Annotated in this window: 14 protein-coding genes; 10 read left to right on the plus strand and 4 right to left on the minus strand. The window is 33.4% G+C overall.

From position 1 onward, the window contains the following. Window positions 1-10: 10 nt before the first annotated feature. Window positions 11-982 (minus strand): succinylglutamate desuccinylase/aspartoacylase family protein, encoded by a 972-nt coding sequence (locus tag QZZ51_RS07395; protein ID WP_291868034.1) that lies wholly within the window; start codon window positions 980-982, stop codon window positions 11-13. Then, window positions 960-1,850: a RimK family alpha-L-glutamate ligase gene (locus QZZ51_RS07400; RefSeq protein WP_291868036.1), complete on the minus strand. Its 891-nt coding sequence runs from the start codon at window positions 1,848-1,850 to the stop codon at window positions 960-962. Before QZZ51_RS07400 ends, QZZ51_RS07395 begins: the two co-directional genes overlap by 23 nt. 151 nt (window positions 1,851-2,001) lie before the next feature. Here QZZ51_RS07400 and QZZ51_RS07405 point away from each other — a divergent pair, with 151 nt between their 5' ends. The 8 genes from QZZ51_RS07405 (at window position 2,002) to QZZ51_RS07440 (ending at window position 10,007) form a co-directional block, all read left to right on the plus strand. After that, window positions 2,002-2,673: a succinate dehydrogenase cytochrome b subunit gene (locus QZZ51_RS07405; RefSeq protein ID WP_291868038.1), complete on the plus strand. Its 672-nt coding sequence runs from the start codon at window positions 2,002-2,004 to the stop codon at window positions 2,671-2,673. A gap of 12 nt (window positions 2,674-2,685) precedes the next feature. Beyond that, window positions 2,686-4,701, plus strand: coding sequence for a fumarate reductase/succinate dehydrogenase flavoprotein subunit (locus QZZ51_RS07410; RefSeq protein WP_291868041.1), 2,016 nt, complete (start codon window positions 2,686-2,688; stop codon window positions 4,699-4,701). A gap of 8 nt (window positions 4,702-4,709) precedes the next feature. Then, window positions 4,710-5,456, plus strand: coding sequence for a succinate dehydrogenase/fumarate reductase iron-sulfur subunit (locus tag QZZ51_RS07415; protein WP_291868043.1), 747 nt, complete (start codon window positions 4,710-4,712; stop codon window positions 5,454-5,456). Window positions 5,457-5,617: 161 nt separating this feature from the next. After that, window positions 5,618-6,511 carry a MerR family transcriptional regulator gene (locus tag QZZ51_RS07420; protein ID WP_291868046.1) on the plus strand — a complete coding sequence of 298 codons (894 nt, stop codon included), beginning with the start codon at window positions 5,618-5,620 and terminating at the stop codon, window positions 6,509-6,511. 47 nt (window positions 6,512-6,558) lie between these two features. Continuing rightward, the gene (locus QZZ51_RS07425; RefSeq protein ID WP_291868048.1) at window positions 6,559-8,025 is read left to right on the plus strand and encodes an oleate hydratase; all 1,467 of its coding nucleotides are present in this window, start codon (window positions 6,559-6,561) and stop codon (window positions 8,023-8,025) included. Then, on the plus strand, window positions 8,022-8,861 hold the full coding sequence (locus tag QZZ51_RS07430) for a phytoene/squalene synthase family protein (protein ID WP_291868051.1): 840 nt from the start codon (window positions 8,022-8,024) through the stop codon (window positions 8,859-8,861). The genes QZZ51_RS07425 and QZZ51_RS07430 overlap by 4 nt, the downstream gene beginning before the upstream one ends. A 1-nt stretch (window position 8,862) precedes the next feature. Next, complete coding sequence (locus tag QZZ51_RS07435; protein WP_291868054.1) at window positions 8,863-9,321, plus strand: sterol desaturase family protein; 459 nt, start codon at window positions 8,863-8,865, stop codon at window positions 9,319-9,321. Further along, a complete protein-coding gene (locus tag QZZ51_RS07440) occupies window positions 9,321-10,007 on the plus strand; it encodes a lycopene cyclase domain-containing protein (protein ID WP_291868056.1) in 687 nt (228 codons plus the stop codon). The genes QZZ51_RS07435 and QZZ51_RS07440 overlap by 1 nt, the downstream gene beginning before the upstream one ends. On the opposite strand, the gene QZZ51_RS07445 is transcribed toward QZZ51_RS07440, so the two are convergent. Next, window positions 10,004-10,561: a thioredoxin family protein gene (locus QZZ51_RS07445; protein WP_291868059.1), complete on the minus strand. Its 558-nt coding sequence runs from the start codon at window positions 10,559-10,561 to the stop codon at window positions 10,004-10,006. The two genes, QZZ51_RS07440 and QZZ51_RS07445, sit on opposite strands and share 4 nt — an antisense overlap. Window positions 10,562-11,053: 492 nt before the next feature. Here QZZ51_RS07445 and QZZ51_RS07450 point away from each other — a divergent pair, with 492 nt between their 5' ends. Both QZZ51_RS07450 and QZZ51_RS07455 read left to right on the plus strand, forming a co-directional pair. Further along, window positions 11,054-11,737: a sensor histidine kinase gene (locus QZZ51_RS07450; protein ID WP_291868063.1), complete on the plus strand. Its 684-nt coding sequence runs from the start codon at window positions 11,054-11,056 to the stop codon at window positions 11,735-11,737. Beyond that, window positions 11,734-12,432 carry a LytTR family DNA-binding domain-containing protein gene (locus tag QZZ51_RS07455; RefSeq protein WP_291868066.1) on the plus strand — a complete coding sequence of 233 codons (699 nt, stop codon included), beginning with the start codon at window positions 11,734-11,736 and terminating at the stop codon, window positions 12,430-12,432. Before QZZ51_RS07450 ends, QZZ51_RS07455 begins: the two co-directional genes overlap by 4 nt. Window positions 12,433-12,752: 320 nt before the next feature. On the opposite strand, the gene QZZ51_RS07460 is transcribed toward QZZ51_RS07455, so the two are convergent. Then, window positions 12,753-13,406 carry a 3-oxoacid CoA-transferase subunit B gene (locus QZZ51_RS07460; protein WP_291868069.1) on the minus strand — a complete coding sequence of 218 codons (654 nt, stop codon included), beginning with the start codon at window positions 13,404-13,406 and terminating at the stop codon, window positions 12,753-12,755. Window positions 13,407-13,422 lie beyond the last annotated feature (16 nt).

Raw genomic sequence — 13,422 nt, forward strand, 5'->3', positions numbered from 1 at the left:
TTTTTTAACCTTATTCTCTTTGCCCAACATGAAACAAAGCATCCCCTTGATTAACTACAGCTTGGAAATTTAGCGCAATCACAAAACCATCATAAGGAGCCTTAATATTTTTAGTTTTAAGAGCTATAGCGTCTGTAATAATGCCTAAAATTTGTCCTTTTTTAATTTCGGAACCATTCAATATCTCAGGAATAAACATGCCTGCAGTAGGTGCTCGCAGCCATTTTCTATCCGTTAAAACAATAGATGTTGTGCGTTCTGTATACTTAGGCTCTATACTCTTAATCATCCCCAAATGTTTTAAAACATTTAGAATGCCTTGCATTCCTTCTAAAATAGAGGAATCATCGAAACGCATACTTTCCCCAGCTTCAAAAACAACGGTTGGCTTCCCGATTTTATGCGCCGCATTTCTAAAAGAACCTTTAATAAGCTTGGAAGGAAAGATAAAAGGAGCATTAAAAATCGCAGCCAACTCCTTACTTAAATTATCTTCTGCTGTATACCTTATTTGCGGATAATTATGTCTTTGTGCACCACCAGTATGCAAATCGATACCTAAATCTATTTGCGACAAAATTTCAGAAATATAGTGATATGCAATTCTACTAGCCATAGAACCAGATTTAGACCCTGGAAAACTACGATTTACATCTTTTCCATCTGGCACATCACGAGAAAAGTGAATAAAACCAAAAACGTTTAAAATTGGAACGGCAATTACAGCACCTTTATCAACATTAAACAATTGTTCTTGCATCATTTTACGAACAATCTCTATTCCATTTATCTCATCGCCATGCAACCCTCCTTGTACTAATAGTATTGGGCCTGGTTTTTTAGCGTTGTATACGTAAACAGGAATATCTATTAGAGTTCCTGTTGGCAAACGATCAATATTAATTTTGAGTAATTTATCTTCTCCTGGGGCAACTTTCTGTCCCCCAATAATTATATCCTTATTTTCTTGTTCGCCTACCATTTTTTTCTACGAATTTTATAATCTCCTTGGCTATATTAACACCAGTAGATTCTTCTATACCCTGTAAACCTGGCGATGCATTTACCTCAATCAAAAGAGGCCCTTTTTTAGATCGTATAATATCTACCCCAGCAACTCCCAAACCCATGTGTTTTGTAGCACTTAAGGCCATATTTAATTCTATTTTTGTTGGCTCTATCTTTTCTGCTCCCCCACCACGATGTACATTGGATCTAAATTCATCCGGAGCACTAGTACGTTTCATACTTGCCACAACTCTATTGCCTACCACAAACAAACGAATATCCTCTCCATTAGATTCTTCTATATATTTCTGAATAAGAATACTAGTATCCATTTTATAAAAAGTATCGATAATAGATTTTGCCGACTTTTTAGTTTCTGCTAAAATTACCCCAAGCCCTTGTGTTCCTTCTTGCAATTTTATTATTACCGGCATTCCTCCTAATAATTCTATTTGTTCCTCTATGTTGTCTGGATTAATTGAAAAAAGAGTTTCCGGAATAGGAATTCCCTTCCGAGCCATAATTTGCAGTGTTCTCACCTTGTTTCTTGCTCTTGTAATGCTCAAAGACCGAGCCGTGCTAAACACGCCGTTCATTTCAAACTGCTTTACAATAGCTGCACCATGTTTTGTTACTTTAGTTCCTATCCTTGGAATAATAGCCTCAAAATCATTCGTAATATCTTCGCCGTTGTAATAAATTTGAGGTTTTTCAGCACCCAATTTCACAGCACATTTAGTATGATCTATCTGTTCTATGTAGTGTCCTAAATTCTCCGCTTCCTCCGCTATTCTCATGGTAGAATAGACGTTCATACTTACAGATAACAATCCAATATCCATGACAGGTATTAATCTTAAGTTAATATTTAGTGTCTAATATCGGTAAAATACCAACATTTTTCTTTATAATTATTCTAAATATCAATCTTAGCTATTGTTAATTTTTGTTAATAAGAAACTCTGCAGTAAATTTGAACAAACTTCTATACCAATGAGTGGATTTTTCACATCTTCAATCGGCCGAAAGTACGCAATGGCACTTTCCGCATTTTTCCTAATGTTTTTCTTAATAATGCATGTTGCTTTAAATGCTGTATCGCTTTTTAGTGAAGATGCTTTTAACCAAGCTTCGCATTTTATGGGTACAAACCCTTTAATTCAGTTTCTAATGCAACCTGTTTTAATGCTAGGCGTAGTTTTTCATTTTGTTATGGGCTTTATCCTTGAGATAAAAAACAGATCTGCAAGAGTTGTTAAATATGCAAAAAATAATGGCGCAGCAAATTCTACTTGGATGAGTAGAAACATGATTTACAGCGGTTTATTTATTTTGATCTTCTTAGTAATACACTTTTTAGATTTCTGGATTCCAGAAATTAATACAAAGTATATTGTTGGAGACATGAGTGGGTTACATGACGGTTCTTTTAGATACTTTCATGAATTACAACATAAATTTATTCCTATTTGGCGTGTAGCCTTATATTGTATAGGATTTATTTTCTTAGCACTGCACTTACTACATGGCTTTGATTCTGCTTTCCAATCGCTTGGAGCAAACAACAAATACACAAAAGGTTTAAAAGGGTTTGGAAAAGCATATGCTATCTTAATTCCGCTAATGTTTATTATAATAGCTCTTTTTCATCATTTTAATCATTAATAATACAATTCTATGTCTGTATTAGATTCTAAAGTACCTAAAGGCCCCATTAAAGATAAATGGACCGATTATAAAAATCATATCGATTTAGTTAACCCTGCTAATAAACGTAATATAGATATTATCGTTGTTGGTACTGGTTTAGCAGGAGGTTCTGCTGCTGCTACCTTAGCAGAATTAGGTTATAACGTAAAAGCATTTGCTTACCAAGATTCTCCAAGGCGCGCACACTCCATTGCAGCACAAGGAGGTATCAATGCAGCAAAAAATTATCAAGGAGATGGTGATTCTACCTATAGATTGTTTTATGATACTGTAAAAGGTGGTGATTACCGTTCTCGTGAAGCTAACGTTTATCGTTTAGCAGAAGTATCTGCCAATATTATTGATCAATGTGTAGCGCAAGGAGTTCCTTTTGCACGTGATTATGGTGGACTACTAGATAACCGTTCTTTTGGAGGGGTATTAGTTTCTAGAACTTTTTACGCTAAAGGACAAACAGGGCAACAATTACTATTAGGTGCTTATTCTGCAATGAATAGACAAATTGCTCGTGGTAAAATCGAAATGTTCAACCGTCATGAAATGTTAGACGTAGTTCTTGTAGACGGCAAAGCAAGAGGTATTATTACTCGTAATTTAATTACTGGTGAGATAGAAAGACATTCAGCACATGCTGTAGTAATTGGTACTGGTGGTTATGGAAATGTATATTTCTTATCTACCAATGCTATGGGATCTAACGCAACTGCTGCATGGAAAATACATAAAAAGGGAGCTTTCTTTGCTAACCCTTGTTATACACAAATTCACCCAACATGTATTCCACGTTCAGGAGATTATCAGTCTAAATTAACATTGATGTCTGAGTCTCTACGTAACGATGGTAGAATTTGGGTTCCAGCAAAAATTGAAGATGCCAAAGCTATTCAAGAAGGCAAGTTAAAACCAACACAAATTGCAGAAGCAGATAGGGATTACTACCTAGAACGTCGTTATCCTGCATTTGGTAATTTAGTTCCTCGTGATGTTGCTTCCAGAGCAGCTAAAGAGCGTTGTGATGCTGGTTATGGCGTAAACGCAACTGGCGAAGCTGTATACTTAGACTTTGCTGCTGCTTTTCAACGTTATGGATCAGAACAAGCAAAATTAAAAGGAATTAAAAACCCTTCGAAAGAAGAAGTTATTAAATTAGGACAAGCAATTATTGAAGAAAAGTACGGGAATTTATTCCAGATGTATGAAAAAATTATTGCTGAAAATCCGTATGAAACACCAATGATGATATATCCTGCAACACACTATACTATGGGTGGTGTATGGGTAGATTATAACTTAATGACTACGGTTCCTGGTTTATACTGTATTGGAGAAGCAAATTTCTCTGATCATGGAGCAAACAGATTAGGAGCTTCAGCATTAATGCAAGGTTTAGCTGATGGTTATTTTGTTTTACCTTATACTATCGGTGACTATTTATCTAATGATATTAGAACTGGCAAAATACCAACAGATACTCCTGAGTTCGATGCTGTAGAAAAAGAAGTTCAAGACAAAATAGACTTCTTCCTTAATAACAATGGAACCAAATCTGTAGATCATTTCCACAAAAGGCTTGGAAAAGTAATGTGGGATAAAGTGGGTATGTCTCGTAATGCTCCACAGCTAAAAGAAGCTATGGCAGAAATTAAAGCCATTCGTGAAGAGTTCTGGAAAGAAGTTAAAGTACCAGGTTCTGGAAGCGAAATGAATCTAGAATTAGAAAAAGCTGGTCGTGTTGCTGATTTCTTAGAGTTAGGAGAATTATTCGCTAAAGATGCTCTTGTAAGAGAAGAATCCTGTGGAGGACACTTTAGAGAAGAATCTACAGAACTCGATGGCGAACAAAAAGGAGAAGCAAAACGAAACGATAAAGACTTTGCTTTTGTTTCTGCTTGGGAATACAAAGGAGAACCAGCAGATGCAGTCTTACACAAGGAAGAGTTAGAATTTAATGATATTGAACTTAAACAACGTTCATACAAATAAGAAAGACTATGAATTTAACGCTTAAAATTTGGAGACAAAAAGACTCGAAAACTAAGGGTCAAATGGTAGACTATAAAGTTACCGATATCTCAGAACACATGTCTTTCCTAGAAATGATGGATGTTCTTAATGAACAATTAGTAAATTCTGGAGATGAACCAGTAGCTTTTGATCACGATTGCCGAGAAGGAATTTGTGGTATGTGCTCTATGTACATCAATGGAGAAGCGCATGGACCAGATAGAGGTATTACTACCTGTCAATTACACATGCGTATGTTCAACGATGGTGACACTATTACTATCGAACCGTTTAGAGCAAAAGCATTCCCTGTAATTAAAGATTTAGTTGTTGACCGTATGTCTTTTGAACGTATACAACAAGCTGGTGGTTATATCTCTGTAAACACTTCTGGTAATACACAAGATGCAAATGCTTTACCAATATCTAAACATGCTGCTGATGAAGCTATGGATGCTGCTGCTTGTATTGGTTGTGGTGCTTGTGTAGCTACTTGTAAAAACTCTTCTGCAATGTTATTCGTAGGTGCTAAAGTTGCTCAATATGCTCTTTTACCACAAGGGCAAGTAGAAGCTGCTGACCGTGTTAAAAATATGGTTGCTCAAATGGATTTAGAAGGTTTTGGAAACTGTACCAATACTGGTGCTTGTGAAGTAGAGTGCCCTAAAGGAATTTCTCTAGAGAATATTGCGAGAATGAATCGTGAATTTTTAAAAGCATCTATAAAAGGATAACTTCCTTTCTTAAATAATACAAAGCCCTAAGCATTCTATTTTGCTTAGGGCTTTTTTCTTTTCTAAATATTCATATTGCTTCAAAATTTTATAAAAAAAGACCCTTCGTATTAACTTATATCCAAATATTGTTAGATTTGTCTAAACAAAATAGCATTCCCTTGAACAACATTAAAACCAAATTCTCCATAAAAGATTTAGAAAATATCTCTGGAGTAAAAGCCCATACCATCCGTATTTGGGAAAAAAGATACGCACTATTTACTCCAAGTAGAACCAAAGGTAATTCAAGATTCTACGACCAAGAAAGCCTACAAAAGCTCCTAAATGTTATTCTACTCAACGAGAATAACTACAAAATATCTAAAATTGCGGCACTCACAAATGAAGAAATTGTTCTAAAAGCAAGAGAAATTGCACTTCAAAATAACATAGATGATGATGCTATCAACTCGCTTAAGATTGCCATGTACAATTTTGATCAGAATTTATTTAACAAGGTATACGCCGAACTTTTAGTAAAAAAAACATTTCAAGAAATATTCAAAGACACTTTTATTCCTCTTCTTAAATTTATTGGCTTATTATGGCAGACCAAAACACTAACTCCAGCGCATGAGCATTTTATCACCAATTTAATTTCCCAGAAAATTCAAGTTAATACGGAGCGAATAAGTTTTAACCCTATTAATAATGACAAAGTATATGTATTGTACCTTCCTGAAAATGAAATACATGAATTAGGGCTTCTTTATTTAAATTATGAACTTAAGTTAAGAGGGTTGCATTCCATTTATTTAGGACAAAGTGTTCCTTTAAAAAATTTAGAAGACCTACAGAATGTATTCAATTCTATTTGTTTTATATCTTACTTCGTAGTTGAGCCTGCAGAAGATAAAATTATTCCGTATTTCAACGAAGTCTCTAATATAATGAAAGATAGCTCCAACGAGTTATGGGTTGTCGGCAGAAAAGCACATGGAATAAACACTGAAAACACATTTAAAAACATTAAAATTTTCCCCAATACTACCAGTGTTCTAGAAAAATTATAGTTCGACACTCTATTTTGTTTAACTTTTTTGTATTTTTGTTAAACGTTATGAATAAAACTATATATATAATAGGTTCTGGTTTTGCATCTTTATCTGCCTCTTGTTACTTAGCACAAGCCGGTCATAAGGTCGTTGTACTCGAAAAAAATCCTACTCTCGGAGGTAGGGCACGGCAACTAAAAAAAGAAGGTTTTATATTTGACATAGGCCCTACTTGGTATTGGATGCCCGACGTATTTGAACGTTTCTTTTCTGATTTTAATAAAACACCCTTAGACTATTATCACTTAGACAAACTAAACCCTGCCTATGAAGTCTATTTTTCTAAAGAAGAATCTAAAACCATTTCGGGCAATTTAGATGAGATTTATGAGATGTTCGAGGAAGAAGAGCCTAGAAGTTCTTTACATCTTAAGAAATTCCTAGAATCCGCTCAAAAGAACTACGAAACAGCAATAAAAGAACTAGTATATAGACCGGGAGTCTCACCAATCGAATTAATTACCCCAAAAACAATAATAAGAGCTAACCAATTCTTATCCACTATACGGAAACAGGTAAGGAAAAATATTAAAAGCGAAAAGCTTATAAAAATTCTGGAATTCCCAGTATTATTTCTAGGAGCAAAACCAAGTAATACTCCTGCCTTCTATAATTTTATGAATTATGCAGATTTTGGTCTTGGAACCTGGCATCCAAAAGGAGGCATGTACAAAGTCATTGAAGGCACGGTAACTTTGGCTAAATCCTTAGGTGTAGAATTCCATACTAATGCCAATGTAGAACAGATTACAGTAGAAAATAGTAAAGTAAAAGGAATAACGGTTAATGGTATTTTTACGGAGACAGAAATAGTTCTTAGCGGAGCAGATTATCACCATACAGAGACACTATTACCAAAAGAACACCGACAGTATTCAGAGAACTATTGGGAAAAGAAAACCTTTGCTCCTTCTGCACTCTTGTTTTATGTAGCTTTAAATAAACCTTTGCAAAATGTATCTCATCATACTTTATTCTTTGATTGTGATTTTGAGAAGCATGCAGAAACTATTTACGATAACCCAAGTTGGCCAGACGAGCCTTTGTTCTACGCCAGTTTTCCAAGCAAAACAGATAGCTCTTTAGCCCCGAAAAATAAAGAAGCCGCAACTTTTTTAATTCCACTAGCGCCAGGCATAAAAGACACTATGGAAATCCGAGAATTATACTTTAATAAAATCATAGACAGATTAGAAAAAGTAACCAATCAAGAAATTAAAAGTAACATTCTATTTAAAGAATCTTTTTGTGTAAATGATTTCATAAAACAGTACAATTCCTATAAAGGAAATGCATATGGATTAGCAAACACGCTATTACAAACCGCATTTTTAAGACCTAAAATAAAAAGTAAAAAAGTTAAAAATTTATTCTTCACAGGGCAACTTACCGTACCGGGGCCAGGAGTACCACCAGCATTGATTTCCGGAAAAATAGCGGCTAATTTAATTCTAAAAAATATGCAATCATGAAAAATTTATATACCGAATTATCTTTTTCTTGCAGTAAATTAGTGACGCAACAATACAGCACCTCTTTTTCATCTGCAGTTCGCATGTTGTCTCCTAAAATTAGAAGCGCCATCTATAGTATTTATGGTTTTGTTCGCTTAGCAGATGAAATTGTAGACAGTTTCCAAGACCACAACCAAGAAGAACTACTAAATACCTTTGAAAAAAATTACTATCTCGCTTTAAAAGACAACATTAGTCTAAATCCTATTCTACATTCTTTTCAAGAAACCGTAAAAAAATACCATATAGAGAATACATTAATTCAATCTTTCTTAAAAAGCATGCGTGCAGATTTATACAAGACAGAGTATAATACCAAAGAAGATTATGAGACTTACATATATGGTTCCGCAGATGTCGTTGGCCTAATGTGCTTAAAAGTATTTACCAATGGTAATACGGAAAAGTACGAATCCCTAAAAGAACCAGCCATGCGATTGGGATCGGCATTCCAAAAAGTAAATTTCCTTAGAGATATTAAAGAAGATTATGAAGTATTGCATCGCTCCTACTTTCCCAATATTAATCTAAAACAATTGTCTCCTGAAGATAAAGCGAAAATAATATTAGAAATTAAGGAGGATTTTAAAGAGGCTTATAAAGGTGTTATAAAATTGCCTTTGGAATCTAGGTTTGGGGTTTACACTGCGTATAGATACTATTTAAAACTTTTACGAAAGTTAGAAGTTACACCCTCTCATAAAATAATGGATGCAAGAATAAGAGTATCCGATTTTATGAAGATTAATTTATTAGCTAAGTCCTTTATCCGTTTTAAATTAAATATCTTGTAGAATGCATTTAATTACATACGTACTAATACTCCTAACCACATTTTCTATAATGGAGGTAGTAACATGGTTAACGCACAAATATGTAATGCATGGCTTTCTATGGTATTTACATGAAGACCACCACCAACCAAAGTACCAAGGAATTTTTGAAAAAAACGATTGGTTTTTTGTAATATTCGCTATTCCAAGTATCCTACTATTTTGGTACGGCGTTACTCCAGAACTTAACTACCTGTTTTTTATAGGACTTGGTATTTTATGCTACGGTATATCCTATTTTTTAATACATGATGTTTTAATTCACCAAAGATTTAAATGGTTTAAAAAAACGAAAAACAAATATTTAACTGGTCTTAGAAAAGCCCACAAAATGCATCACAAACATCTAGGAAAAGAACATGGAGAGTGTTTTGGCATGTTATATGTTCCTTTACATTATTTTAAAAAACCTTTGATATAATGTATCTGTACCTACTACTAAATGTAGCTTCGATAAGTATTCCACTTCTCTATTCCTTTCATAGAAAAATGAATTTTATTCGGCATTGGAAAGCTGTATTTATCTCTATATGCATTACGGGAGCTTGTTTTATTACCTGGGATTCCTTGTTCACACTATATGGTGTTTGGGGTTTTAATGACAAATACCATTTGCCATACCAATTTTTAAACCTTCCTCTAGAAGAATGGTTGTTCTTTTTATGCATTCCCTATGCTTCTATATTTATTCATTATGCCCTAGAATATTATTTTCCTAAAGCTAGTATTCCCAAAAAAATAACGCAAACTCTTACTGTGTTACTAATTTTAACACTAGCCATTACGGTAGTATATAATACCGACAAAGCTTATTCTCTGGTCAACTTTAGTTTAGCTATCATTGTTTTAAGTGTTGGTTTCTTTAAAATAAAGATTATCCAAAAATTCTATCTTTCTTTTCTTATCATTTTGATTCCGTTTTTTATTGTCAATGGAATTTTAACAGGCAGTTTTATTGACGAACCCATTGTTTGGTATAACAATAATGAAAATTTAGGGATTCGTATTGCAACAATTCCAATAGAAGATATTGTTTATGCATTCAATCTATTATTTATAAATCTACTTTTTATAGAAAAACTAAAATCAAAATCAAAGAACGTTTAATTATCACTATAATTAGGGGTATACCCCCCATTAATTATACTCAAAATATCCTTCTCTAAGCTCTCTACGGGACTTTCTACAATTCTATTTACTTCTTTACCATTCTTGAAAAAAATAAAGGTGGGCACTTTAATAATGTTCAATCCTTTTTCCTCCCCTGTAGGGCTCTTTTTATATTCTTCCCGGGTATGGTTTAGCGCTATAGTTTCCACTTTCTTATTTTGGAAATCTAAGCTTTCTAATATCTTATAAAACCTTGGCACTTCTCTTTTACTATCACCACACCATGTTCCTAAAAAGATTTTTATTTCGTAGTCTTTTAATGGCTGCTCCAATTTAGAAATAACCTTTGCGTCTGGGGTATAGGTATTAAACTGAGATGTAAACCAATTGGCAAACGAATGGCTTTGCAATCCCTTTTCATCTATCTTACCTAATAAAATTTCTTTCCCATTTTCCTCTATGGTAAGTGTATTAATTTCTTGGCTTTTACATGAAATTATCCCAAAACAGAAGACCATTTGCAAAAACAAAAACCTACTAACTACTATCATAACTTTAGATTTAATATGTAATCCAAACCTATTTTAATCTAGGTCTTCTAAAAAGAATAATTTTTCAACAACTATAAAAACAATACCAACATCTGTTTACAAAATATAATGCGTTTGGTATTGCCAAAACCGCTGTTGGTATATTAAAATCCCCGTTTACTTTATGCTTTATTAGATTCTTAGTACATTTCTATTTTAAAATCTATGCGTTTCTTAAGTAACAACATTACCAAAACCCTAATTCACCTACTTTTCTGGGTGCTATTTGTATTTATTTCTCTCTTTGTCTTTTCTAATTATTATTGGACAGAAAACCCCTTTTTACAGTATTTTTTTATTCTAGCATCCATAGTATATTTTAACAATGGTATTTTACTCCCTTTCTTTATTAAAAAGAAATATTATTTTTTATATGTAATTCTTATATCTGCAATTGCATTTTTAGGTACCCAAGCCTATTGTAATTTTTTTGCCCAATGTGGTTGCTCTATAATGAAGTGCCTATCGGATTATCTGTGGCAAACCTTAGTGCCTATTGTCTTCTTTTCATTTATTTGGATGCTGTTTTCCTATCTAGAGAAGGAAGAAGAAGTAAGAGAGATTAAAGAAAAAAATAATGAGATGGAATTACAATTCCTAAAGTCTCAAATAAACCCTCATGTCCTTTTTAATAATTTAAACACCATTTATTCCTTTGCCTTAGAAGATCCTAAGAAAGTACCTGAAATGATTTTAATGCTATCGGATAATCTAAAGCATGTACTTTATGAAAGTAACACTACACTGGTTTCTTTGCAGAAAGAGTTAGATTATATCACCAACTACATTGCGTTTCAAAAAATTCGAACAGAAAACATAAAAGAAATCATTTTTCTTAAAAACATAGACTCTACAAACTACCACATAGCACCTTTGTTGTTAATTTCCTTAATAGAAAATGCTTTTAAGCATAGCGCATCAAAATCTACTATTACCATAAAAATTCATTCAGAAAATGGAGCCTTAACTTTAGATGCTACGAACAAAATTGCTGCTCATACCTCCAAAAATATAGGGACTCCTATTGGTTTAGCAAATTTAAAAAAACGGTTAAATTTACTTTACAAGGACAAGCATGCATTGGTAATTGCCGAGACAGAAAATTATAGTGTACAACTAAAATTGCAGTTAACATGAATTGCATAATAATAGAAGATGAAATTCCCGCTCAGAGGATACTCCTAAATTATATTTCTAAAATTCCAGAAGTTCATTTAATTGAGGTGTTTCAATCTGCTTTAGATGCGAATAACACCATTGCCAATACAGACATAGATTGCATCTTTTTAGATATTAATTTACCTGATATTTCTGGACTTCAGTTTATAAAAACAATCTCTAATTCTCCTGCCATTATTATGACAACGGCGTACCCCGAGCATGCCGTTGAAAGTTTTGAACTGGAAAACATTTGCGATTATCTAATAAAACCTTTCTCCTTTGAGCGTTTTTTAAAAGCAGTTAATAAATGTAAAAAAGGAATTAATAATTCTCTTTCCTCCACATTGAAGGGAGAAACCTCTTCTAATGACTTTTTTTTAAACATTGACAAAACGTTACACAAAGTTTCATTGAGAGATATTCTTTACATTTCTTCAGATAAAAATTATGTTACTATTTTTACTAAAACCAATAAGCTTACGTACTTAGATTCGCTAAAAAATTGGATATTAAAACTTCCCAGAGAAAAATTTATCCAAATACACAAATCACATATTATTAATTGCTCAGAGGTAGAAAAAATATCTGGAAACTTGGTTTTTATAAATGGCCAAAAAGTTCCTATTGGACGCAGCTATAAAAAAAACTTGCTAAATATAACTACTTTATAAAACTAAAAAAGGACCAAACTTCTAGAAGTTTGGTCCTTTTTTTATTGTTATGCTATACTACAACATAAACAATTTTCTCATTAAGTGAACAACACCACTAAAAAAATCATTCCTATATATTTGAATTTCTTTGGGTGCTGGCATGTTGTTAATTTGGGCGTCCATTTTACTTTAATTTAATTTGGATTTTACTCTATTTTATACTATAAATATACTTCATAACGCTCATTCTATTTATATTATTGTTGTAAAAGCAGCAATTTTTGTGGTGTAAAGGACCAAACGTTTTTTTACTCGACAAACAACTAGGATACACTATTCTACATTTGCATTTCTGGGATATCTCCTTCAATAATTAAATGCCCTTCCGTTGCATTTTTTATCTCCTCTACACTAATCCCTGGAGCACGTTCTAAAAGTCTAAATCCTTGGCTTGTAACTTCTAATACAGCAAGATTGGTAACAATTTTCTTTACACAACCAACACCTGTTAATGGCAAACTACATTTTTTTAAGAGTTTGGATGCTCCTGCCCTATTGGTATGCATCATAGCAACAATTATATTCTCGGCAGACGCTACTAAATCCATAGCGCCACCCATTCCCTTAACCATTTTACCCGGAATTTTCCAATTGGCAATATCGCCTTCCTCAGATACCTCCATGGCTCCTAAAATAGTTAAGTCTACATGTTGCCCCCTAATCATCCCAAAACTTGTTACAGAGTCAAAAAAAGAGGCTCCTGGCATGGTCGTAATCGTTTGTTTACCTGCATTAATAATATCGGCATCTTCTTCTCCTTCAAAAGGGAAAGGCCCCATCCCTAAAACACCATTTTCACTCTGGAACTCTACACTTATATCTTCTTGCACAAAATTGGCAACCAAGGTAGGTATACCTATTCCTAGGTTTACATAATAGCCATCTTGCACTTCTTTTGCTATTCTTTTTGCTATTCCGTTTTTATCTAACATGTATTTTAATTTGAAT

Origin of the sequence: Maribacter sp., from assembly GCF_016744255.1 — a bacterium.
Taxonomy (GTDB): Bacteria; Bacteroidota; Bacteroidia; order Flavobacteriales; family Flavobacteriaceae; genus Maribacter_B.